General features: G+C 65.0%; 22 protein-coding genes, 2 tRNA genes and 1 pseudogene. 16 read left to right on the top strand and 9 right to left on the bottom strand.

What is annotated here, in order from left to right; all coding sequences use genetic code 11:
• Positions 1 to 29 precede the first annotated feature (29 nt).
• The 3 genes from WC815_00775 to WC815_00785 all read left to right on the top strand — a co-directional run bounded on the left by WC815_00775 (position 30) and on the right by WC815_00785 (position 2,756).
• Complete coding sequence (locus WC815_00775) at positions 30 to 1,325, top strand: amino acid permease (protein MFA5907289.1); 1,296 nt, start codon at positions 30 to 32, stop codon at positions 1,323 to 1,325.
• Positions 1,322 to 2,296 carry an amidohydrolase family protein gene (locus WC815_00780; GenBank protein ID MFA5907290.1) on the top strand — a complete coding sequence of 325 codons (975 nt, stop codon included), beginning with the start codon at positions 1,322 to 1,324 and terminating at the stop codon, positions 2,294 to 2,296. The genes WC815_00775 and WC815_00780 overlap by 4 nt, the downstream gene beginning before the upstream one ends.
• Positions 2,297 to 2,369: 73 nt before the next feature.
• Positions 2,370 to 2,756 (top strand): hypothetical protein, encoded by a 387-nt coding sequence (locus tag WC815_00785; GenBank protein ID MFA5907291.1) that lies wholly within the window; start codon positions 2,370 to 2,372, stop codon positions 2,754 to 2,756.
• Here WC815_00785 and alr read toward each other — a convergent pair whose 3' ends face one another.
• Positions 2,757 to 3,953 (bottom strand): alanine racemase, encoded by a 1,197-nt coding sequence (gene alr, locus WC815_00790; GenBank protein MFA5907292.1) that lies wholly within the window; start codon positions 3,951 to 3,953, stop codon positions 2,757 to 2,759. It lies immediately after the preceding gene.
• Positions 3,954 to 3,973: 20 nt separating this feature from the next.
• On the opposite strand from alr, the gene WC815_00795 reads away from it, so the two are divergent.
• From WC815_00795 to WC815_00805, 3 genes are read left to right on the top strand one after another with little or no spacing between them, the layout of a single operon-like run.
• Entirely contained in the window at positions 3,974 to 4,882 is a 909-nt protein-coding gene (locus WC815_00795) for a hypothetical protein (GenBank protein MFA5907293.1), read from the top strand.
• Between the two features lie 5 nt (positions 4,883 to 4,887).
• Complete coding sequence (locus WC815_00800; protein ID MFA5907294.1) at positions 4,888 to 5,358, top strand: hypothetical protein; 471 nt, start codon at positions 4,888 to 4,890, stop codon at positions 5,356 to 5,358.
• Positions 5,358 to 6,887, top strand: a complete 1,530-nt coding sequence (locus tag WC815_00805) for a type IV pilus twitching motility protein PilT (GenBank protein MFA5907295.1) — start codon at positions 5,358 to 5,360, stop codon at positions 6,885 to 6,887. Before WC815_00800 ends, WC815_00805 begins: the two co-directional genes overlap by 1 nt.
• A gap of 21 nt (positions 6,888 to 6,908) precedes the next feature.
• On the opposite strand, the gene greB is transcribed toward WC815_00805, so the two are convergent.
• From greB to WC815_00825, 4 genes are all read right to left on the bottom strand, one after another.
• Positions 6,909 to 7,514 (bottom strand): transcription elongation factor GreB, encoded by a 606-nt coding sequence (gene greB / locus WC815_00810; GenBank protein MFA5907296.1) that lies wholly within the window; start codon positions 7,512 to 7,514, stop codon positions 6,909 to 6,911.
• A gap of 1,489 nt (positions 7,515 to 9,003) precedes the next feature.
• Entirely contained in the window at positions 9,004 to 9,294 is a 291-nt protein-coding gene (locus tag WC815_00815) for a hypothetical protein (protein MFA5907297.1), read from the bottom strand.
• An 87-nt stretch (positions 9,295 to 9,381) separates the two neighbouring features.
• The gene (locus WC815_00820; protein MFA5907298.1) at positions 9,382 to 9,624 is read right to left on the bottom strand and encodes a DUF3656 domain-containing protein; all 243 of its coding nucleotides are present in this window, start codon (positions 9,622 to 9,624) and stop codon (positions 9,382 to 9,384) included.
• A 216-nt stretch (positions 9,625 to 9,840) separates the two neighbouring features.
• On the bottom strand, positions 9,841 to 10,377 hold the full coding sequence (locus WC815_00825) for a hypothetical protein (protein ID MFA5907299.1): 537 nt from the start codon (positions 10,375 to 10,377) through the stop codon (positions 9,841 to 9,843).
• Positions 10,378 to 10,805: 428 nt separating this feature from the next.
• On the opposite strand from WC815_00825, the gene WC815_00830 reads away from it, so the two are divergent.
• The 6 genes from WC815_00830 (at position 10,806) to WC815_00855 (ending at position 17,603) form a co-directional block, all read left to right on the top strand.
• The gene (locus WC815_00830; protein ID MFA5907300.1) at positions 10,806 to 11,030 is read left to right on the top strand and encodes a hypothetical protein; all 225 of its coding nucleotides are present in this window, start codon (positions 10,806 to 10,808) and stop codon (positions 11,028 to 11,030) included.
• Positions 11,021 to 13,423: a hypothetical protein gene (locus tag WC815_00835; GenBank protein MFA5907301.1), complete on the top strand. Its 2,403-nt coding sequence runs from the start codon at positions 11,021 to 11,023 to the stop codon at positions 13,421 to 13,423. Before WC815_00830 ends, WC815_00835 begins: the two co-directional genes overlap by 10 nt.
• A gap of 1,125 nt (positions 13,424 to 14,548) precedes the next feature.
• Positions 14,549 to 14,824, top strand: a complete 276-nt coding sequence (locus WC815_00840) for a hypothetical protein (protein ID MFA5907302.1) — start codon at positions 14,549 to 14,551, stop codon at positions 14,822 to 14,824.
• Entirely contained in the window at positions 14,824 to 15,342 is a 519-nt protein-coding gene (locus tag WC815_00845) for a hypothetical protein (GenBank protein MFA5907303.1), read from the top strand. The genes WC815_00840 and WC815_00845 overlap by 1 nt, the downstream gene beginning before the upstream one ends.
• A gap of 360 nt (positions 15,343 to 15,702) precedes the next feature.
• Positions 15,703 to 15,876 (top strand): hypothetical protein, encoded by a 174-nt coding sequence (locus WC815_00850; protein ID MFA5907304.1) that lies wholly within the window; start codon positions 15,703 to 15,705, stop codon positions 15,874 to 15,876.
• Positions 15,873 to 17,603 (top strand): recombinase family protein, encoded by a 1,731-nt coding sequence (locus tag WC815_00855; protein MFA5907305.1) that lies wholly within the window; start codon positions 15,873 to 15,875, stop codon positions 17,601 to 17,603. The genes WC815_00850 and WC815_00855 overlap by 4 nt, the downstream gene beginning before the upstream one ends.
• Here WC815_00855 and WC815_00860 read toward each other — a convergent pair.
• Positions 17,569 to 17,644 (bottom strand) — tRNA-Glu (locus tag WC815_00860). The two genes, WC815_00855 and WC815_00860, sit on opposite strands and share 35 nt — an antisense overlap.
• 242 nt (positions 17,645 to 17,886) lie before the next feature.
• Between WC815_00860 and WC815_00865 the strand changes: the two genes are divergently transcribed.
• Together WC815_00865 and WC815_00870 are read left to right on the top strand one after the other, a co-directional pair.
• Entirely contained in the window at positions 17,887 to 19,368 is a 1,482-nt protein-coding gene (locus WC815_00865) for an ABC transporter substrate-binding protein/permease (GenBank protein ID MFA5907306.1), read from the top strand.
• Positions 19,365 to 20,060 (top strand): ATP-binding cassette domain-containing protein, encoded by a 696-nt coding sequence (locus WC815_00870; protein MFA5907307.1) that lies wholly within the window; start codon positions 19,365 to 19,367, stop codon positions 20,058 to 20,060. Before WC815_00865 ends, WC815_00870 begins: the two co-directional genes overlap by 4 nt.
• A gap of 67 nt (positions 20,061 to 20,127) precedes the next feature.
• Here WC815_00870 and WC815_00875 read toward each other — a convergent pair.
• A tRNA-Lys gene (locus WC815_00875) sits at positions 20,128 to 20,202 on the bottom strand.
• Positions 20,203 to 20,231: 29 nt separating this feature from the next.
• Between WC815_00875 and WC815_00880 the strand changes: the two genes are divergently transcribed.
• Positions 20,232 to 20,726, top strand: coding sequence for a DUF1569 domain-containing protein (locus WC815_00880; protein MFA5907308.1), 495 nt, complete (start codon positions 20,232 to 20,234; stop codon positions 20,724 to 20,726).
• A 106-nt stretch (positions 20,727 to 20,832) separates the two neighbouring features.
• Positions 20,833 to 21,237 (top strand): response regulator, encoded by a 405-nt coding sequence (locus tag WC815_00885; GenBank protein ID MFA5907309.1) that lies wholly within the window; start codon positions 20,833 to 20,835, stop codon positions 21,235 to 21,237.
• A gap of 55 nt (positions 21,238 to 21,292) precedes the next feature.
• Here WC815_00885 and rocF read toward each other — a convergent pair.
• Positions 21,293 to 22,201, bottom strand: a pseudogene (gene rocF, locus WC815_00890) (arginase).
• A gap of 21 nt (positions 22,202 to 22,222) precedes the next feature.
• Complete coding sequence (locus WC815_00895; GenBank protein ID MFA5907310.1) at positions 22,223 to 22,885, bottom strand: O-methyltransferase; 663 nt, start codon at positions 22,883 to 22,885, stop codon at positions 22,223 to 22,225.
• Positions 22,886 to 23,041 lie beyond the last annotated feature (156 nt).

A 23,041-nucleotide genomic window follows, 5' to 3' on the forward strand; every position in this document is an offset into this window, starting at 1 on the left:
ACCAGCCCAACAAGTCACGAGATCACCAGATGAGCACACTACGTCGGGCAATCGGTCTGCCCTCGGCTACCGCCCTGGTCGTCGGCACGATCATCGGTTCGTCCATCTTCGTGCAGGCCTCCGAGATCACGGCCCTGGTGCCGTCGGCGTGGGCCGTCGTGCTCGCCTGGGCTGCCGCCGGCGTCTTGACGCTGATCGGCGCGCTGGTCTGCGCCGAGCTGGCGTCCGCGTACCCGAAAACCGGCGGGGTCTACGTGTTCCTCAAGGAGATCTACGCGCCGTCGCTCGGCTTCCTGTGGGGCTGGGCGATGTTGTGGACCATGCACAGTGGCATCCTGGCCGCCATCGCCACCGTGTTCGCGCGCTACGCCGGCTACTTCGTGCCGATGGGCGATACCGCGACGCGGCTGGTCGCGATCGGCGCCATCTTCGTGCTGTCGGGCATTAACTACTTCGGCGTGAGATTGGGCGGCGGCGTGCAATCGGCCTTCACGCTGGTCAAGGTGGCGGCGGTGGTCGCGATCATCGCCATCGGCTGGGCCTTGAGCGATCCGTCGGCGGCGGTGGTGGCGGCGCCGGCGGCGCCGATCGGCGCCGGCAACTTTCTGCTGGCGGTGGGCGCCGGCCTGTTCGCGTTCGGCGGCTGGCACATGGTGACCTACACCGCTGAAGAAACGGTGGACCCGACGCGCACCATCCCGCGGTCGCTGCTGATCGGCGTGGTCGTGGTCACGCTGTGCTACATCGGCTTGAACGCGGTCTACCTGCGCGTGCTGTCGATCGACAAGGTGATTGCCTCGTCCCGGGTCGCGGCCGACACCTTCGACGTGCTGGTCGGCGCCGGCGGGGCCTCGATCATTTCAGCCCTGGTCATGTTCAGCGCGTTCGGCGCGCTCAACGGCATCGTCCTGGTGGGCCCGCGCGTGTACTACCAGATGGCGCAGGACGGACTCTGGTTCAAGTGGGCCGGCCACCTCCACCCCAGGTTCCAGACGCCGGGCCGCGCCATCCTGCTGCAAGGCGTGTGGTCGTCGGTGCTGGTGCTGACCGGAACCTACCGCGCGCTGTTCACCCGCGTGATCTACACGGAGTGGATCTTCTTCGCCCTGCTCGCCCTCGGCGTCGTGCTGCTGCGCCGGCGGCCCGGCTACCAGCCGGCCTGGCGCATGCCGCTCGTCCCGATTGCGCCGCTGGTGTTCGTGATCGCCTCGGCGGCGATCGTGTTAAATCAGATCCGCGCCGACCTCACCGAAAGCGCCATCGGCTTGCTGATTGTGGCCTCCGGGCTTCCCGCGTATTATTTTTGGAATCGAAAGGCTTCATGAAAATCGACTTTCACAATCACTACTACCCGCCGGAATACCTTGCGGCGGTCAAGAAGGGCCCCACCAAAGTCCGCATGGACTACGACGCGGAAGGCAACCCGCGGCTGCACTATCCCGGCGACTACAACATCCTGGTGCCCGGTCATCGTGACCTCGACTTCCGCGAGGGCGTGCTGAAGAAGCACGGCGTCGACAAGCAGGTCATCACCTTCACCACGCCCGGCACGCACTTCGAAGAGCCGGCCACCGCGGTCGAGATGGCCCGCCACGTCAACGACGCGTTCGCCACGGCGGTGACGCAGCGGCAGCACTTCCTGTCGCTGGCGACGCTGCCGCTGAACGATCCGGCGGCGTCGGTCGTGGAACTCGAGCGCGCCATGACGACGCTCGGGCTGCCCGGCGCCATGGTGTTCAGCAACGTTAACGGCGTGGCGCTGGCCGACGCCGCTTACGAGCCGCTCTGGACCAAGGCAAACCAGCTGGGCGCCGTCATCTACATTCACCCCGCCCATCCCCTCGGCGTGGAAGCCATGGAGCAGTACTGGCTGATGCCGCTGGTGGGGTTCCTGATGGACACGACGCTGGCCGCCGCGCATCTGGTGTTCGCCGGCGTGCCGGAGCGCTACCCGAGAATCAAGTGGGTGCTCTGCCACATGGGTGGCGCCGTGCCGTACCTGGCGGAGCGGTTCGATCGCGGCTACGAAGCCTTCGCCGAGTGCCGCACGAACATCAGCCGCGCCCCGAGCACGTACTTGAAGCAGTTCTACTACGACACCGTGAATTTCGACGTCAACGCGATCGAGCTGGCGATCAAGTTCGCCGGCGCCGACCACATCCTGGCCGGCAGCGACTATCCCCACCAGATCGGCAGCATCCCGAAAATGCTGGATGCGATCAGCCGGCTGCCGGTGTCGCCGGCCGAGCGCGAGGGGATCTACGGCCGCAACGCGGCGAACTTGTTAGGGGTCTGACTCCTCGAGACGAATGGGGTCTGACCCCGAGCAAGAATTGCCGAGGGGTCTGACCCCCTCGCAGGAGGACCGGATGAAGATCAAGGTGATGGCAGGTGTGGCAGTGATCGGCGCGGTGTTCGCCGCCGGGGTGGCAGTGGGGCAGCAGTCCGGCGCGAGCCGGCGTGAGCCGCAGTTCGAGAACAGCGAACTGAAGGTGTGGAAGTCGATCATCATGCCGAACCAGCCGCTGGCGCTGCACCGGCACGAGCACGGGCGTGCCGCCGTGGTGCTGAAGGGCGGAAACCTCGACGTCGTCGACGCCAAGGGCGCCACCCAGCAGACCTACAAGTGGGAAACCGGCAAGGCCTATTGGCTCGACGCCGATGCGGCGGGCACCCAGCATGGCGACATGAACCGCGGCAAGGAGCCCATCGAGGTGGTGATCGTCGAATTGAAGAACGACAAGCCCAAGATGTAGCTAAACGACGCGCCGCGGCAGCAGCGGGCTGAGGTGCATCGTCAGGTCGTAGACCGAGGCGCCGCAGGCGGCGGCGACGTCCTCGGGACGTGAGCCGTCCTGCCCGTCGAACAGCGTGGCGACGTCGCCGGCGGCGACGGCCGGGTCGTCGCCGATCTCCACCAGCGTGTGGCTCGCCGACACCGAGGCAATCACGGGGAACAGACGCCCGTTGATCCGGACGCGCGCGCCCTTGGCCGCCTCGCGCGGCCAGCCGTCGGCGTGGCCGACCGGCAAGGTCGCGATCCAGGTGGGCTTGCTGGCCACGTACGCGCGCTCGTAGCCGGCACTGGTGCCGGCGGCGAGTTGCTTCACGAAGGCCACGCGCACACGGAAGGCCAGCGCCGTGCGCAGCTCGACGCGCCGGGCCGCCTTGAAACGCGCGTCGGGGTAGATCCCCAGCAGCGCCATGCCCGGCCGCACCATGTCGAAATGCGTCTCGTCGCCGTGCTGGAACAGTGTGTAGGTGGAGGCGGCGTGAAGGCGGCCGAGGTCAACGCCGTTCGCCTTCAACGCCGCGGTCAGCGTCGAGAAGCGCTGGCGTTGCTCGCGATCGAACTCCAGATCCTCGGTGAACGTCATCATCGTCCCGTCGATCCGGATCCCCTTGCGGCGGGCGAGGTCGGTGATCAGCGGCGCCGCGCTGGTGTGCGGCACGCCGACGCGGCCGATGCCGGTATCCACGCACACGTGAATCGGGATGGCGCGGCCCAAGCGGTCGGCCTCACGCTGGAGCACGTCGCCGACGGGCGTGTAGACCATCGGCATGATGTCGCGCGCTGCTACCGTCCTGATGTCGGCGTCGTCTACCGGCGCCAGCAGGAGGATCGGCTTGGTGATGCCCTGGTCGCGCAGCGTGACGGCTTCCTGCAACTTGACCACGGCGAACCCGGCGACGGCCGGATGGTGGTCGAGACTGCGGGCGACGTTGACGACGCCAAGGCCGTAGCCGTTGTTCTTGATCACGGCCATGACGGGGCGCCTGGTGTAACGGTTGAGCTCGGACGCGTTGTGCGCGAGGCTGGCGGCGTGCACTTCAACCCAGGGGTCGAAGGACGACCGGGTGGCGGTATCGACCGCGGTTGGCGCGGCTTGTCCGGTGGCGGCCGCGGGAACGAGAGCGGCGAGAGGCGTGGCGAGGAACGTCCGCCGAGTCACGCGCGCAGTATACTCCTGCGATGCGAGCGCTGATTCTTTTGCTGGCGGGCCTCGGGTTGGTCCAGGCACAGCCGGCTCCGGCGCCGCCGCCTGGCACCGACATCTACCTGGTGCCGCTCGCGGCGGGACTCGGCAGCATGAAGACGGCGAAGCCGGCGCCGATCGCGGTGGAGCCCGGCTACGACAACCAGCCCATGTTCAGCTCCGACGGCTCGCGGATCCTGTTTGCCGCGAACCACGACGGCAAGCAGACCGACGTGTTCGTGTTCGAGCGCGCGACTGGGCGAACCGTGCAACTCACACAAACGCCGGAGAACGAGAACTCGCCGACGTTCCTGCCGGCCGGGATCGGCGAGTCCGGCGGCTTCAGCGTCGTGCAGACCGAACCGGATCGCAGCCAGCGGCTGTGGCGTTTCGACGCCGCGGGCCGGAACCCGCAGCTCGTGCTGGCCGACGTCAAGCCGGTGGGCTATCACGCCTGGGTCGAGCCGGATCACCTGGCCATGTTCATCCTCGGCCAGCCGGCGACATTGCAGGTGGGCCGGGTCTCCACCGGCAAGGCGGAGGTGGTCGCGCGCGACATCGGCCGTTCGCTGCATCGCATTCCGGGCACGCGCAAGGTCAGCTTCGTGCAGCGCGAGTCGGCGGCGGAATTCTGGATCAAGCAGATCGACATCGACTCCCGGCAGATCGAGCCGCTCGTGCGCGCCGTCGAGGGCAGCAGCGATCGCGATTACGCCTGGATGCCCGATGGCAAGACGGTGTTGATGCCGGCCGGTACCAAGGTGTTCTCGTGGACGCGCGGCGCCACCGGCTGGACCGAGGTGTTCGACGGTGCCGCGGTCCGGTTGGGCGCGATCAGCCGGTTGAACGTGTCACCGAAAGGCGATGCCGTGGCCATGGTGGTCGCCGAGCCCAAGAGGCCATGACGGACGTGTCTGAGTTTCGAGTCGAAAAACGCCGCGAGGCCGCCGAGATTACGCTGTCAACCGGCGGCACCATCACCGGGCACTTCTTCCTGTCCGGCTCCAGCCAGGGGCATTCCGGCCCGGAGCGCGTGGGCGACCTGCTCAACCTGGAGCCCGGGTTCTTCCCGTTCCAGGCCCCGAGCGGAGAAACCTCGCTGATCAATCGCGCCCACGTGGTGAAGGTGGTGTTGCCGGAGCACGTGATCGAAGCGCAGCTCGACGACGGCTACGACGTGGCGACGCGGCGTCACGTCTCGGTGTTGCTTTCCAGCGGCGAGAAGATCACCGGTCACGTTGCCGTCTACCGGCCGCCCGGCCGCGATCGGCTGAGCGACTACGCGCACATCGATGATCGGTTCCGCTACGTGGAGCTGTCGGATCGCACGGTGTTGATCAACTCCCTGCACATTGTCTCGCTGCTCGAGGTGAGCGACTGATGGCCGCAGCCGTAGACGGCTTGTTGAAGACGATGGCCGAGACCGGGGCGCGCGGGTTGCGCCTGGCGGTGGGCAGCCCGGCGCGCATGCTCGACGCGTCGGGGACCGCGCAAGACGCCAGCAGCACGCCGCTGACGCGCCAGGAGATTCTCACGCTGCTCAGCCCGATCATTCCGGAGCACGCGCGGCGGCGCCTGCCGCAGGAATCCACGGTGGAGTTCGACTATGTGTCCCCGGAGTCCGGCACCTTCAAGGTGACCGTGCTGCGCAATGGCACCGAGCTGGCCGTGAGCTTCGTGCCCGATCAGTCGGCGGCGTCCGCCTCAACCAGGGCCGCGGCGCAGCAGCCGGCGGCCATCGCCTCCGCCCAGGCTGCCGCGGGCAAGCCGGTGACCCGCCCGGTCGTGACCACGGCTCCGGCCGGCGGCGGCCACGCCATCGACGTGTTGTTCCGGCAGATGGTGGACGCGAAGGCGTCGGACCTGCACCTGTCGTCCGACATGCCGCCGCTGATCCGCAAGGACGGCCACATGCAGGCGCTCGATGCCGGCATGGGCGCGCTGACGCCCGAAGGCATTGCCGCGCTGCTGCAGCCGATCATGCCGCCGCCCAACCGCGACGAGTTCGAGCGGCGCCACGACACCGACTTTGCCTATGAGATCAGCGGCCTGGCGCGGTTTCGCGCCAACGTCTTCCTCGATCGCAAGGGGCCTGGCGCCGTGTTCCGCGTGATCCCGGCCAACATCCTGACCGCGGAGCAGCTCGGGTTGTCGCCGCACATCCTGCAGCTGTGCCGGCTGACCAAGGGCCTGGTGCTGGTGACCGGCCCGACCGGCTCGGGCAAGTCCACCACGCTGTGCGCGATGATCGACTACATCAACAAGAACCGGTCGGACCACATCATCACCATCGAGGACCCGATCGAGTTCGTGCACGAGAACAAGAGCTGCCTGATCAACCAGCGCGAAGTGGGCACCCACACCTCGGGGTTCAAGGACGCGCTGCGGGCGGCGATGCGCGAAGACCCCGACATCATCCTGGTGGGCGAGTTGCGCGATCTCGAGACCGTGGCGATTGCGATTGAAACCGCTGAAACCGGCCACCTCGTGTTCGGCACGCTGCACACCACCACCGCCGCGTCCACCGTGGACCGCGTCATCGACCAGTTCCCGACCGATCAGCAGTCGCAGATCCGCATCATGCTGTCGGAGTCGTTGAAGGGCGTGATCGCGCAGAACCTGTGCCGCAAGATTGGCGGCGGCCGCGTCGCGGCGCTCGAAATCCTGTTGATCAACAGTGCGATCAGCAACCTGATCCGCGAGGCGAAGACGTTCCAGATTCCCTCGATGATGCAGGTGGGCCGCTCGCAGGGCATGGTCGCCCTCAACGACGCGTTGATGGACCTGGTGGCGAAGAAGGTGGTCGAACCGCAAGAGGCCTACCTCAAGGCGGTGGACAAGCCGGGGTTCGAAGGCCTGCTGAAGCGCGCCGGCATCGACACGCGCTTCGTCCAGTCGGCGGCGAGCTAGGAGCGGTCGCCGCTCGGCGTCCTAGCCGTCGATGCCAGGACGTTCCTTGGTCGTGGCCTCGGCCCCAGGTGGCACGCGGAACGGTTCCACGGGAATGCGCTCGTAACGCACCTCGATGATCAGCAGCCGCTCCGTGCTGCCTGGCGCGTGAAGGACCACGCGATCACCTGGCCCGGACTTCATCAACGCCCGCGCCAGTGGCGACACCCAGCTGATGTGGTTGCGATCGAGGTCGACCTCGTCGCTGCCGACGACGCTCACCACGCGCTCCATTCCAGCGGCATTGGCGTAGCGCACGGTCGCCCCGAAGAAGACCCGCGCCGCCGCCCGCGCCGGTCTCGGGGTTTCCGGGTCGACCACTTCCGCGGCATCTATGCGCTTCGTGAGAAAGCGAATCCGCCGATCGATCTGGCGCAGCCGCCGCTTGCCGTACTGATAGTCGGCGTTTTCGCTGCGATCGCCGTTGCTCGCGGCCCACGCCACCACCTGTGTCACTGCCGGTCGTTCCCTGGTGAGGAGAAACTTGTGCTCGTCCTTGAGCCGCTGCAGACCGCTCGGTGTGATGTAGTTCTTGACTCGCGCGACCGGCGCATTGTCGTCGGATTCGTTCTTGGGCAACCTGCTCATGCGGCTCCACCGATTCAACCACGACTGGCGCTGGAAACGGGAAACGTTCTCGCGCCCTCGGCGTGACAGGTACAGCCGGTTCCGGGTCCGCGGTTCGATCGGAAATCCTCCGCGCGTGAGAGAAAGGATCAACGCTGAGCGACGCCGAGGGCTACGGAGCACGCGATGACCCTTCCGCAACCAGCCACGTGTAACCAATCCGACGCCCCACGATGCCCGTGGAGCAATTCGCCAAAGGGTCGCACGGCCCGAATGATTGCCCTACACGAAGTGTCTCTTCGCGAATGCTCTGCCAGATCCTGTCTTGAGGTACGTCTCGAACGCGGCGGCGCTGGCTTCCGACGCGAACTCGATTGAAGTGACCAACTCCCATGGACGAAGTGCGGCGGTGTGCTGTGAGCCGCCACTGTTGTGGGTCTCAAGCCTGCGCTTGAGGTCCGATGTGAGGCCAACATAGTAGCGGGCTGGCGCGGGAGTGCTTCGAAGTACGTACACGGTCGTCAGAGGAGCTCTCATGAGCACACCCCGCTGCAATTCCAGGCCCTTCAGAATATCGCGCGATTTCGATGGAAGCCGGCTGCGACGTCGCAGTTTGTACAATGCCGATGGCTACGGGATGTCGAAGGAATTGCCAGCGGCTCGCCCAGACGAAGCTCTCATTTTGGTCGGGGACGGTCCGCCTTCGCAAAGCACACTTCTTGGCTTTGCTACGGCGGGACAGCCTCCGCCTGAATCAGAGCGGAGGCTGGCGTCCCCGAAGCGAAGCTGTAAGCGGGTCGGAGGCCTGCTACGAGCGGCGTAAACCACCGGCCCGACATTGCTATCGGCGGACCTGCAAAGATGAGGGCATGTCAGAATGGACGATAGCCATATGCCGCTTAACCTGCTGCTTCTAATTGCGCTCTCGTCGCCGCTCCTACAGGAGCCACACCGAGGCCTTCGCGACAACGAATGCGGCAGGGACGAACTTCTTGTTGGCTTCCTCGAAGGAGTATCGGTCTACGTTCGTTGCGAGTCTGCCAACGCTAGTCGCGTAATGCAGGTGACAGTGAAAAACGACGGCTCGACGGGACCTCTGAGGAGTTTTGCGATTGGCTTCTGCGGTCTGCCAGTAGTCGACGTCAGCGCACCCAACGGCTGGCACGGTGAGGCTGCAGGGGCGGACGCTACGGTTAGATGGTCAATAGGTAGCGGAACCGACGTCGGTGCCCTACCGCGAGGAGAACGACTGTCTGGTTTCTCGGTGACGCTTCGGCCAGGCTGGAGAATGTCGTTTTCGATGGACATACAATGGCTGGATCTGGCGGGTGCGGGGACAGCGACGACGCACGATTGCATGTAGGACTTCTCCGAGCGGCGTAGACCGCCGGTGGACCCTAACCTGGGGCCACCGGCAATCGTGTTGCTACGGTGTGCGGGCACAGCCTCTCGACTGACCCGCACGCCGTCCTTCCTGTGATTCCCGCCGCGCCTCCCGCAGTTCCGGTTCCTAAGACTTCTCCGGGCGGCCCTTGATGTAGTCCGCGAGGTCGGGCACCGGCGGAATGTCCGGTGGATTATCGTGCCCCAAGACAGCGACGGTGTGATGGTAAGGCTTGCCGTCGTTACCATTTGAGGACTGCTGGCCGACGTGGAGCAGCGAGTATCCGTGCTGCTCGATATAGTGATTGATACTCGGCGCGAGGTCGCCGCTGTCGTTGAACCCGACCGATTCGCCGCAATGTTCGCAACCGCGACCAACGTCGGTGGACAGCATCGTTGTTCGTTTCGTGTTCTGCATTCTTAGCTCCTGATTGACGCCGACACCGAGAACGCACGACCGTGGCGAGGGCCAGGTAAGGTCCCGCCCTCGCCGCTGGTCGTCTTGCTACGGTGTGCGGACCAGTTCCTTCTGGTAGTTCTCCCGCGCCTGCAGCAAGACCCGCTCGATGTCGAACTCCGTGCCGCCCGCCTTTGCCAGTTGCTCGCGCAGTTGCGCTTCGGTGAGCGGCTGCGTTGTCGAGAAGATGTAACCCGGCGTGGTGGTGTTGTCGTCGAAGCGGATGATGAAGCGTTCTTCGTCCTTGAGGACCACTTTCGCTATGGCCCACTGATTTCCCAGATATCCCATGCGACCTCCAATAAGGCCGCATAGGGCCGGGACGCCCGGCCCTACTTGGCTACGTGTTACGATTCGATAGTTGGGTTGGTAACGGCCCACCCGGACCCGCTTCCCGCTGCTGCTAGGCGATTGGGAGGCGGGTCTTTCTGTTTAGGCCGTCGCGCCGGTGGGCGTGGGCTGCGACGGCTACTTGTAACAACTTGAGTTGCATCGTGCTCTCCTCGTCTATTGGGGCGGCAGCATAGCCTCGACCGCCTGCTTGCCCGCCAGCGTGAGCTTGTAGGTCTTACGCGCCTGCTTGCTGGTGCCGGCCTTCTTGAGCTGAATGACCGGCGCGGGCTTCCGGGCCTTGAGGTTGTCGAACGCCGTGGTGACATTGGCCACGCCGTGGCCAAGGTTCTTGAGTTCCTTGTTCACGTCGAATGACGCGAGGTCGCTTCTGCCCTCGATGAATTGCAACCAGTAGCCGACCACGAGCACGCGGTCGGTATCGGCGGCGGGAGACGCGGCAGCGAACAGTTCGCCCAAGTCTGTGTACTTCGGGGGCGGTGCGTCGGCCGAAACGATTGGCGCGGGCATCTTGGCTGTGCTCGGGATACTCGCGCCGGTGATGACCTGCGGCGTCGGCACACTCCAATGGTTGGCCGCCCACTGGAGCACGCGGCCAATCGCGGCGGTGTCGAGCGACTTGAGCGCCTCGGCCACCTTCTGCATGGCCGTTATCTCTGCGAAGGGGTCGCCGGGCTTTGGGGCTTCGTCCATAAGCCAATAGTGGCAGAGTAACCAGCCAATGTCAACCTAGTGGAATTTAGTGGAATGGACCCGTGTTGGGAGAGTGGCCTGAACCGAGGTCGGCTTTGTAACGCAAAGCTTCCCCACGGCCCTATGGCAGCGCCCCACGGAGAACGCCGCGCCGTCGCCGCGCCCCACGCCGTTATGGCAGATTCCCATAGAGCGCGAACGCGACGAACGCTCTATGGGAGCGCCCCACGGCGGCAGGAAACACTTGAATCTTCCGCGAGACGGCGCGATAATTATCTCGGCTAACGGAAGCCCTCGCCTACGAAGCTCGATGAGCTGAGTTACCGCGTAGTAGTGCAAACCCAACCCACTCCCAGATGAGTGGCGGTTTCGTATTACGCCGGACTCGGCTCTTTTGCTGTACGGGTCCGGCCAGGAGATGACTGGCGATGGCTCCCAAGCGGCTACTGAATCCTGAATTTGTCGAAGCGGTGCGCAACGCACCGATGACGCGCTGCACGATTGCGCAGCTAGTCGGCTACGGTCCCCACCACTCGAATCTCGGACGCGACCTGACGCGCCGTGACGGCACGCCCCAGACGTTGATGGTGCGTGAGCGCATGGCGAAGCTGGCGCGGTTGGTTTGCTTTCCCGAGGAGCGCGTGTGGCTGTAGACCTGCTGCGCGACCTCGTTGAGCGGCGCGGCGTGTCGCTGGTTATCTGGCCACGCGGCGCGGACCGCAAGGATTGGAAAGGCCCAAGGGACACCGCTTGGACAAGTAAAGATTACCCGCTGACGGACAACCGCGAGGGCATGAACTTCGGCGCAAAGCTCGGCACCGAGGTCCAGCCCGGTCGCTACCTCGCTGACGTTGATTTCGACAACGTGACCGGCGGGATTCGCGCTGACCGTTTTCTGCCTGCTAACGGGTTCGTGTTCGGACGCGCCAGTAAGCCGATGGCGCACGTTTTCTACACGACACCCACGCCCGTCGTGTTGCGGCAATACAAAGACCCGATTAAGCGCACAGAGGTTGTCGTTGAACTGCGCGGCCTGACGAAGAAGGGCACGCCCTGCCAGACGATGATTCCGCCGTCGCTACACCCGAGCAATGAAACGCTCTGCGTGGTATCGGAAGGCGAATTTGAACACGTTGACAATCTTGAACGTCGCGTGGCGTTGTTCGCCGTTACTGACCGGCTCTACAAGTATCTCGGGCACCGAGGCTTCGGCCACGATGCGCGTATGGCCGTCGCAGGGTTACTGCTCCAATCCGGTGCCACTAATGAGGAAGCCCTCGATGTCTGCCAGACGTTGGCCGAGGCCACCGGCAACGATGCCAAGGATGCCGCCGTCGTAATCGAGACCACCGCGAAAGCGATTGCCGCCGGTGAGCCGGTAAAGGGCCAGACGGCGCTGGCCGAGATGATTGACCCCAAGGTCGTTAAGCGGTTGTCGGAATGGCTCGGCGCTGGGGAGACTGACGACGAAAACACAATCGTCGTGGCCGGCGGCAAGCTAACTGAAATTGTTGACCGCGTTGAGGCGAAGCTACTCGAAAGCGACCAGCCAATCTACCAACGCGGCGGCAAGCTGGTAATGCCCGTCCGCCAAGAACTAGAGCAAGACCACGGCGGCGTGAAACGTGAGCGCGGGTCGTTAGTCCTATCGCAGTTGCGCGAGGCGCGGCTGACCGAACTGATGGGCGGCGTGATGCGGTGGAAGTCCAACCATAAGCCCATTGACCCGCCGTCGATTTACCCCCGAACCCTACTGGCGCGTGACGACTGGAAATTCCCCTCGCTCCGCGCCGTGGTGACCGCGCCGCTGCTGCGACGCGATGGCAGCGTGTTGGACACGCCGGGTTACGACGCGCAGACGCGCCTCCTGCTCGACTTCGACCTGAATGCGTTCCCGCGAGTGCCAACGGCACCCACGAAGGACGACGCCGCCGCCGCACTCGACAGGTTGAACTGCCTGCTGCGTGGTTTTCCCTTCGACGGGGACTCGGCTAGGTCCGTCGCGCTGGCGGCGATGCTGACCGCGTTGGTGCGGCCGGTGATGCGGACCGCACCGCTGTTTGCCTTCGATGCACCCACGGCTGGCACGGGCAAGTCGATGCTCGTGGAACTGGCCGGTTTGATTGCAACCGGCGTAAAGCCCCCAGCGCTGAGTCAAGGCAAGACGCCTGAGGAGAATGAAAAGCGCCTGGTCGCCGTCCTTCGAGCGGGTGACCCAATTATCCACCTCGATAACTGCGAGCGTCCGGTGGAGGGCGATTTTCTCTGCTCGATGCTGACGCAGGAGGTTGTGCAGTCGCGCATTCTCGGTCTGAGCGAAGTTGTAGTGCTGCCGGCCACGGCGCTGGTGATGGCGAGTGGGAACAACCTGACCCTCCCGGGCGATGTGACGCGCCGCGCTGTGATCTGTCGGTTGGATGCGAAAGTCGAGCGACCCGCCGACCGTGAGTTTGATTTCGACTGCCACGCCGAAGCCCTTGTCCAGCGACCTGAGCTAGTGGTCGCCGGGCTGACGGTGCTTCGCGCCTACACCCTCGCTGGTCCGGTGAAGTTGAAGAAGCCGATGGGGTCGTTTGCCGACTTCGCTTTGATTCGCGGGGCGCTCGTTTGGCTTGGCCACGCTGACCCAGCTGAGACCCAAGAGGCAATCTTTGACGCTGACCCGCGCCGCGATGAATTGCAGGACGTGATGGCGCTGTGGGCTGCGGCGCTCGGGGACGCCAGTATCGAGGTCGCTGAGATTGACAAGGCAGCCAGCGCCTTCGCTACGAGCTACGCGCAGATAAAGGCGCGGCCTGCCATCGTGGAACTGCACGACAAGTTGATTGAGGCCGGCTGTCAAGGTCGCGGATGGAGCGGCAGGAGCGTGGGCTGGTGGCTGCGCCGCCACAAGGACCGCGTGAGTAATGGCCGCGCCTTCCGCTGCGAGCCCTCGCGCAACGGCCAGAAGTGGACCCTGAGCAACGGCGAGCCGAGGCAGAAGGACCTGTCCGACAGCGATTGGACAGACGAAGTGCCTGACCTCGTGACCGAGGAGGGCCGATGAGCGCGGGTTTCTCGGGTTTCGCGGGTTTCTTTTATAGCAAGGATGCTGAGAAAGATTCGATTCGGTCGAATACGCCTCGCGGGGAGAGGTTGCGGGCAAACCCGCGAAACCCGAGAAACCCGCGTGCGGCCGTTTCGCTCGGCATTTCGCCGGACAGTCGGACCTCGACTAGCTGGACAAGTGCCTCCCGCGCAATCGAGCCACGTGCGTCGTCGGCCCCGCGTTCCTATTGTGACGAGGCAACGCTATGTGGATAACCACCGAAGTGTTCTTGGCCACGCTGGTCGAGAAGCGTATGTGGCTGGCCCTCGGCCGCAGGGGCAACCTCGTGCTGCACCCTAAGGGCAGCTACAAGATGCTCTCCGCAGAGGAGCGGAACTTCTACCAGACGCGCAACGCAAAGCTGAAGGCCCTTGCCGCAGCCGCGCCTGACCAAATCCTCGGCTGGACCCAGGTTAGGCCCCAGCCGCCACTCCAATCGCAGCCCGTAGCTGTTCCCGCACAGCCGCAGCGTGTGTCGGGCGCACCCGAGGTCTACGCCCGAGGCGTGCTGATAACCGAAGCCCACGTGCGAGGCGATGGAGATGGCCGGCGACCTGCACGACTACGAAGCTGGCCGCATATCGAAGGTCGAGGCCTACGACCGTGCGCGTGTGCGCCTTCGCCAACTACAGGACCTCTATGGCGTCCGCTAATGCGAGGCCAGAATCCCCGGCGGGATTCGTGGCCGATGGAGAAGGTTATGGAATCCGTTAGTGAACTTGCCCACGAGTATTGCTACCGACGCAACGCGCAACCTGATTGGTCTGCGGTTCGCGTCTGTTGGTACCGCCCCACCGCCGAAGTAATGCGCGAATGGCGGCGCGATGTGCTTGACCTCTGCGACTTGATGGAGACCTCGCGGCCCGGATTGGTCGCGACGGTGCGCGAAGCGTTGGCCACGCGAAGCGATGCCGAACTGCTTGAACTACTGGCTACGGCCCCAGGTCTGGCACCGATGCCAGCGTGGGCTTATGAAGAAGGAGACCCCAAATGAGTGAAGCAACGCTGAAGATTGTTCGGGCGCAGTGTAAGTGCGCCAAGTGCGCGCCAACGGACCGCAACGCGGAGGCGCGGCTGGCATCCTTGACGCGGCTGGTTGCTCTGGCCAAAGCCGAGAAGCCTGCGAAGCCGGTGGCCAAGGTCGTCGGCACGATGGCCGATTACGCCAAGGCAATCGTGGCCCTCGTCTCCCAAGGCAAGCTGGAACTGCCGTGGGCACCGGACCCACCGGACCTGAATGCCCTGATTCGGGAGAAGGCACCCAAGGTGTCGCCGGTGCCGCCGACGCAGGCAAACGGCGTCCCCAACCCACCGGACCTGAACGCCGCGATTGTCCGTGCACGACAGGAGGTGAAGTGATGTTGGTCGAAACCCTGACGCAATTGTCGAATACGGGGCGAGCGATTGACCTGCGCGACACCCTTGTCAAGGACCGCCAGAGCAAGCTTGAGGCCCTACCCAAGACTCGCGCCGAGGTAATGCGCTCCGGTCTATCTCGCACCGAGGTAGACCGCAAACGCGCCGACCTTGAACACGAACTGTGGCAGTTGGAGAACGGCGCGACGGCGGAACAAGGTATCTCGTCCCCTGAGTTGGAACTACTGGTCGGCAAGCCCGGGCTGCGGTGGCTGCGCGTCCAGAAGGGCCGACTGGAGCGCGAAGTCGAGCAACTGCGCGACCTCGAAGCCAAGTGGCCCACGCCCGAGACCAAGTGCAAGTTCCGCTACACCGGCAAGCCAAACAAGTTTCGCTGGCCAACGGATGAGGACCCGTATCGCCATCTGGAACGTGGCGACGTTGTCGAACTGACCAAGGCGCGTGCGATGGCGCTGCGCGACTTGTTTGAAGCGGTCGATGAGACCGTGACGGTTGGGTAAGCGGTAGAGGTGCTCCGGGTGTCTTGAGAGGGACACCCCAACGTGCGCGGTCCTCTACCCTCGGCGCTATGCGCCGGCCATCTGACCGCGTATGAACCCTCTCTCTGGGAGCGTGGCGTCCCCAGCTTCGGTCGGCTCTTTCACCGACACGCCAAGCACCCGGGCACGTAGCGAATGCTGCGGCCCGGGTGTTCGTATGGGTGATCACGGACAGGTGTGACACAGGTGACGGGTCCCTCCGGGCTGGCCCCGTAAGGCGCAAGCAGATTGCCGAGGCCACACACCCCCACACACCCACCCCACGAAGTTTGCCCCGCTGTGTAGCGACCTCGTAAAGTTCGCGCCGCACAGGAGGCTTCGATGTTTGAGATTGGCGATGTAGTGCGGGTGATGAGTATGGCGCGCACCGATGCGATAGGTCGGATTGTCGCGATAGGCGATGGGCGCTACGTGGTGCGCTTACTGAACTGGCAGGCCGACGGTTACCACCTCGATGTGGCGTGCCGTATTGAGGAACTGAGGAGCGAACGATGAGAGCCGCAATTTACGCCCGAGTATCGAAGGACCACGACAAGAACAAACGCGAGGAGCACGCCGACACTGAATCGGTGAAGCGCCAGGTCGAGGGTGGCCGCGCCTTTATCGAGAAGCAGGGGTGGACCCTCGATGAGGCGCAGGTCTACCGCGACAACGGCGTGAGCGGTGCGCTGTTTGAAGGCCGTGCTGCCTTCCAACGGATGATGAGCGATGCCCGCGCCGGTGCATTCGATGCGTTGGTGTTCTTCGACCTTGACCGCTTTACCCGCCTTGCCCACAAGGGTATGGACGCGCTGTCCGAGTTGGCTGACCTCGGCGTGTCCGTCTGGGACTTCTCGAACGGCCAACAAGTGGACCTCGATTCGCTTGAGGGCGAGATGAGCTTGTCGATGAGGCTGCAGTTGGTGCAGTTCTCTCGCCGCGAGAAGCGGAAGCATTCGACTGGTGCCTCCCACGCATATGCACGAGACGGATATTGGGTTGGTGGTGCGCCCTTCGGCTATGAAATCGTTGGACCGAAGAAGCAGAAGACCCTGAAGCCCAAGCCCGATGAGGAAGCGGTGGTAGTCGAGATTTACACCCGCGCCGCCAACGGCGAGGGCTACCGCTCGATTGCCGAGGCGCTGAACCTTCGGAAGGTCCCGGCCCCACGCGCCCAGTTGGGCCGTCCCTCGGGCTGGTCGATGATGACCGTGATGGACATTCTGAAGCGTGAGGTCTATCGCGGCGTGATGGTGTTCGGCAAGACCAAGAAGGCGTGGGGCCGCGAGCTAGGAAAGCGCCAGTTCCGCCCCGACGGCACGAAGCGGGAGAAGGGGCAGATACCTGTGCCACCGGACCAGTGGACGCGTGTTGAGAAGCCCGAGTGGCAGATTGTCGAACCAGACCTTGCAGAGCGCGTGGCTACGATTCGTGGTGAGAAGCGTGAGCGTTACTTCGCCTCTGTCGCCAAAGGCGGCAGAGTCCCCGAGCGTGCCCACGGCAAGTTCCTGCTCTCGGGCGGGATGTTGGTCTGCTCGGAGTGTGGTGCGAATTTCGAGGCCCGGGTGGCACCGTGGAAGGGCCTGAGCAACGTGTATATCTGCTCGACCCGCCGCCGGAAACCCGGCGTGTGTTCGAGCACGCTGGCGCTGCCGATTGTCGAGACCGACAACGCCGTGTTGCAGGAGGTGATCGACGAGGCGCTGGGCACCCGGTATGTGGATGAACTGCTGATGATGGTCGAGACTGTGCCGGACGAGACCGGGCGGCTGACCTCGGACCGGGACCGGCTGCGGAAGGAACTGAACAATCTGGGCGAGGTGGTTGCGCAACTCGGAAGTGGCGACGGCCTAGTGCCGAAGATTAAGGAGCGCCAAGCGGAACTGGCGAAGGTGGAGGCCGCTTTGCGGCGTCCGCGTCCCGAGCGACCAAACGCTGACAAGGTCCGCGCTGCGCTACTGCAACGCGCCGGTGAGTGGCGTGAGACCCTTCGCGCCGAGCCGAAGGTTGCGCGGCTGGTGTTGCGCCGGATGCTCGGACCGTTGACGTTGAGCGGTGCCGAACGTCCCCCGTTTGAGAAGTGGGACGCGGATGTGAAACCCGGAACAACGGGGGTCTCAATCGATATCACTACTTCAGGATGGTTTGTGAAGTGGGACGCGGATGTGAAACCTGGAATTTTGGCCGGAATTCTGCCGACCGACTTATTGGCGTCCCCGACGGGATTCGAACCCGTGTTTTAGCCTTGAAAGGGCCACGTCCTAGGCCTCTGGACGACGGGGACGCTTGGTGAGAAACAACGAATTATAGCACAGGGCATTTCGACGTCTCCCGCTCTCGCCGGGCGCGCTCCAAACTTGACACGCTGCGGTCCGGCCGCGAGTATGGGGAACCTCTCCCGGGAGGATCTATGCCCATCACGGCCACGACACATGAGGCACCGGCGTTCCTCACGCTCACGATGATCGGCAAGTGGCCGGAACTGTTCGACGACGAAGCCGCCGCTCGAGACTGGCTTACGCAGCAATGAAGCGAGTGGCCGCGTGGCTGGGCGCCGTGCTGCTGGCGGCGTCGGCCCATGCCCAGACGCCGCCACCGCTGCGCTGGGGCGGCGACGCCGAGGGCGGCGCGCCGTACGTCGAGGCGGACCCGGCCGATCCCAACAAGGTCGCGGGCTTCGATGTTGAGGTCGCTGAACTAATCGCCGCCCGACTGGGCCGCACGGCGCGGTTCATCCAGGTCGCCTTCCAGTCCCTCGATCAATCCGCGAAGCGCGGCGACTTCGACATTGGCCTGAGCGGCATCGAAGACATCCCGGCCCGGCGGCAGTCGCTGGGCGCCAGCGTCCCGTACTACGAGTTCCGCGAAGTGCTCACGGTTCGCGATGGCGACCGCGAACGGTACCGCAGCCTCGCTGACCTCCGGGGCCGGAAGGTGGCCACGCTCGGTGGCACCATGGCCTACGACCTGCTGCTGGAGGCCGAGCGCACGCATGGCATCACCGCCGTGTCGTACGACGAAGACGTGCATCCCTATTCCGACCTGCTCAATGGGCGCGTCGACGCCGTCGTGCTCGACAACGTGCTGGCCAACCGCGCCATGCGCCGCGCCACCGGCCTCTACACCCATCCCGGCGCGCTCGCCATCGGCCACTACATCGTCATCACCGCGCCGGAGAACACGGCGCTACGCGACCAGATGGACGACGCCCTCCGCGCCGCCATGCGCGACGGCACGCTCGAGCGCATCTTCCGCAAGTGGCGAGTGTGGAATGACGATCAACCGGCGCTGTTCCAGCGAGTCCTAGGCACCCCTAGCACCCCTAGCACCCCAGGCACCCCAGGCACCCCAGGCACCCTAGGTACCGGCGCCACCTCGCTGTATTTCCCGTCGCTCGTGCGCGCCGCCTTGATTACTCTGGCGTTGTCTTGCCTGGCCATGGCATTGGCCGTCGCGTCTGGGTCGCTCATTGCCATTGGCCGCGTCTACGGCGATCCCGTCACGCGGGTGGTGCTGACGGCCTACGTCGAAGTGATGCGCGGCACGCCGGTGTTGCTGCAACTGTTCGTGATCTACTACGGCCTCGCGGCGGTGATTCGCCTGCCCGCCTTCATGGCGGCGCTAGTGGGCCTTGGGCTGAATTACGCCGCCTACGAGAGCGAGATCTACCGCAGCGCGCTCGAGGCCGTGCCGCGCGGGCAACTGGATGCCGCGCGCATCCTCGGGTTCTCGAACCTCCAGGCCTTGCGCCTGATCCGCGCGCCGCAGGCGTTCCGGCTCGCGCTGGCGCCCATGACCAACGACTTCGTCGCGCTGCTCAAGGACTCCTCACTGGTTTCGGTGATTACCGTCGTCGAGCTGACCAAGCAGACGCAGATCTTTGCGACCAACATCGGCAGCTGGGTAGTGCCCGGTCTGCTGTGCGCGGCGATGTACCTGGTGATGTCGCTGCCGCTTGGCTACCTCGCGCGCCGGCTGGAAGAGCGGTGGAGGATGCCCACGCCATGACCACCACCCTGACCGTGCGCGGACTGCGATTGACCCGCGGCCCCCGCGAGATTCTGCGCGGCGTCGATCTCCAGGCCGCGGCCGGCGAGGTCGTGGCGCTGATGGGCCTTTCCGGATCCGGCAAGACCACGATCCTGCGCGTGATTGCGGGCCTCGAGCCGCCGGACGCGGGCGACATCACGGCGGCCAAGGTGGGGATGGTGTTCCAGTTTCACTACCTGTTCGAGCACCTGTCGGCGATCGACAACGTGACGCTCGCGCCGATTCACGTCGTGGGGCAGTCCCTCGCGGATGCCCGCGTGCGCGCGCAGGCCCTGCTCGATCAACTCGGCGTCGGCCATCGTGCCGGCGCGCTGCCGCGCGAGCTGTCGGGCGGGGAAGCGCAGCGCGTCGCCATTGCCCGCGCCCTGGCGGTGGACCCACCGCTGCTGTTGCTGGACGAACCGACGGCGTCCCTCGACCCGGCCCGCAGGCACGACCTCGGGGACGCCTTGCGCGCGCTGGCGGCGACGGGCCGCGCCCTGGTGATGACCTCGCATGACGACGACTTCGTGCGGGAGCACGCCACACGCGTGGTGGTGCTGGCCGACGGCGCGGTGGTGGAGGAGGGGGACCCGAGGGAGGTGCTGAGCCGCCCGCAGCATGCGGCGACGCGAGAACTATTGCAGGTGGAGCGCGCGACGAGGAGGTGACTGCCGTTCATGGCCCGCCATGAGCGAGCCTATCGACCCGCCCAGGTGGGTCGATAGGCGAGTCGAATGGTGAGCCGGGTGGGGATCGAACCCACGACCACCTGATTAAAAGTCAGATGCTCTACCACTGAGCTACCGGCCCGAATCTCCCATTGTACACTGCGAGGAATCATGAACCCTCACCTGCAGTCGTGCCTCGACGTCATTCTCGACGCCACCTCCGGCATCACGCCCGAATCCGCCACCAGGCGCACGGGCGACCGCTGGTCAGTCGTGGAGATCGTGGAGCACCTCCAGCGCACGTACTCAGGTACGGCCAAGGGGTTCGAACGCTGCCTGGAGAAGAACGCGCCGCTGGCGACCGGCGCCACGTTCAAGCAGACGCTGCAGGCCTTTGTCATCATCAACCTCGGTTACTTTCCGGGAGGCCGCAAGGCGCCCAGGCATGTCGTGCCGACCGGCACCATCGCCTTGCCTGACGTGATCGAGGGCGTGAAGAAGGACCTGGCCTGGCTGGATGAGGCGACCGGGCGTGTGCGGAAGGCGTTTGGGCCGGTGAAGGTGCTGAATCACCCCGTGATCGGCGCCTTGACGGTGGACCAGTGGGCCCGGTTTCACCTGGTCCATACCAGGCACCACGAGAAGCAGATACGGGCCCGGCGCTGAATGATTCGGCCGGATGTCGCCTCAGTCCGCTAAACGCACATGGCGGACTGCGGTGTCCTACCAGTCAGCCCTAGCGTTCCCGGTGTTCTGGGACGATAATTTCACCGTGGTTAGAGAAGTGTCCCCCGTCGTCCTGGTTGTAGAAGACGACAGCGCCGTGCGCCAGCCGCTGGTGAAGTTCCTGCAAATGCGGCAGTACACCGTCGTCACGGCCGAAACCGCCGACGAAGGCCTGGACGCCATCAAGACCCATCGCCCGGCCGCCGCCATCATCGACCTGCGGCTGCGGCGCGGCTCCGGCCGCGAAGTGGTGGTCTCGATTCCGCCCGGCGTGCCGGTGATCATCTTCTCCGGACTCCGCTCCGAATCCGCCGACCTCGAAACGCTCCGCCCGAACACGCGGCTGGTCGAAAAGCCGTACTCGCTGGTAATGCTGATGGACACGCTCGAGGACATGCTCGAGGAGTCGCGCGGCAATCAGAGCGGCTTCGGCCGCATCGCCGCGTCGTAGTCCGGCTCGGACGCTTGTCGCCAGAAGGGCGGCACTTTAGTGCCGCCTTTTTCAGTTACAGGATATTCTTGCCCAGTGCGGAGAGCGCGAGCTCCGTACCGAACTCCGCCGTCGTATTTCTGATGTCCAGCGCCGGGTTCACCTCGACCAGGTCGAGCGACGTCATCTTGCCGGACTAGGCAATCATCTCCATCACCATGTGCGCCTCGCGGTAGCTGAGGCCTCCCTTGACCGGCGTTCCCACGCCGGGCGCCACCGTGGGATCGCACGCGTCGAGGTCGTAGGAGACGTGGAACCCACCGGTACCGCTGGTGGCGAGCGCGATCGCGCGATCCATCACCTCCGCGATGCCGAGGCGATCGATCTCCTTCATGGTGAAGACGTGCACGTTCGAGGCGCGCACGATTTCCTTTTCGCGATCGTCGAGATTGCGGATGCCCACGAGCACGGTGTGCTTCGCCTGCACCACCGGCGTGTCGCCGGCGAAGTGCCCGAGCTCCGACGGCTCGCTGCCGAGCAGCGCGGCGAGCGGCATGCCGTGCACGTTGCCCGAGCCGGTGGAGTCGGGGCTGTTCATGTCGCCGTGTGCATCCACCCAGATCAGGCCGAGCGGCTTGCCCTGCTTGCGCATCTGCGCGGATGCGGCGGCCGCCGATCCGGTCGCCAGGCTGTGATCACCGCCGAGCGCGATGGGCGTGGCGCCCTCGTCCATCGATGCCATCGTCGCCTGGAACAAGCGCTGGCACACCTTGGCGATCTCTTTCACGTAGCGCTTGCGCGGATCGCCGGCGCCCTTGGCCTCGGGAATGGGGGAGGGCACGTCGCCCTTGTCGGTGACCGACAGGCCGAGCGCCGCGAGCTGTTCGCCGATGCCGGCAATGCGGAACGCCGACGGCCCCATGTCGGTGCCGCGGCGATTGCCGCCAAGGTCCAGCGGCACGCCGATGATGTGAACAGCCCTCATCTCAAGCCTCGAGCCCGCAGCCTATCGCTTCTTGTACGTCATCGAAATCCCCTCGAAGCCGGGCGACACCGTGATGGTGAGCGCCTGCGGATGGGTCTCGATGGCCGTCAGAAAATCGAGCATGTCGTTCTTCTTGTTGATCACGTTGTGCGCCAGGAACAGCCCGCCCGGCGTCACCCGCGGAAACACCATTTCGAAGTACTTCTTGTAGTCCGGCTTCCAGGCGTCCAGGAACACCAGGTCGAACTGGCCCGTCACCTTGGGGATCTCCTTGAACGCATCCCCCGAAATCACCTGGACGATGTCGGACAGGCCGGCACGCCGGATGTTGGCGGTGGCTTCCTTGGCCCGGACCGGGTCGTACTCGATCGTCACCAGCTTTCCGCCGGTCTGGCGCAGGCCGAGGCCTATCCAGATGGCGCTGTAGCCGCTGGCGGCGCCGATTTCCAGGACCTGCCTGGCCCCGATCGCGCCGACCAGCACCCTCAGGAAGCGCCCGTCCTCTTCCGACACGGCCAGTTGGCCCTTGTCGGCGGCGCGGATGCCGGCCAGCAGCTTGGCCAGGGCGGGGTCAACGGCCGGGGCGGCGGGCCTGGGGGCTTGTTTGCCTGCCGGCCTGTCCGGTGAAGCCTGGGCGAAGGCGGCCGCCTGGCCGGTCAACATAAAGGCTAAGAGAATGGTCATTCCACGAAGAAACATCCCTCCATTCTAGCCGGGCGCCCCGGGGGCGCGTGTTATAGTGCCGTGACTTTTACGAACCCCTTCCGGAGGTTCTAATGGAGCGTATGAGCGATTGTCCAGGGATCGGCCACCAAGCTCGTCGACGCTTTCTGGGCCGTT

It is taken from the genome of Vicinamibacterales bacterium, assembly GCA_041659285.1.
Classification (GTDB): Bacteria; Acidobacteriota; Vicinamibacteria; order Vicinamibacterales; family UBA2999; genus 12-FULL-67-14b.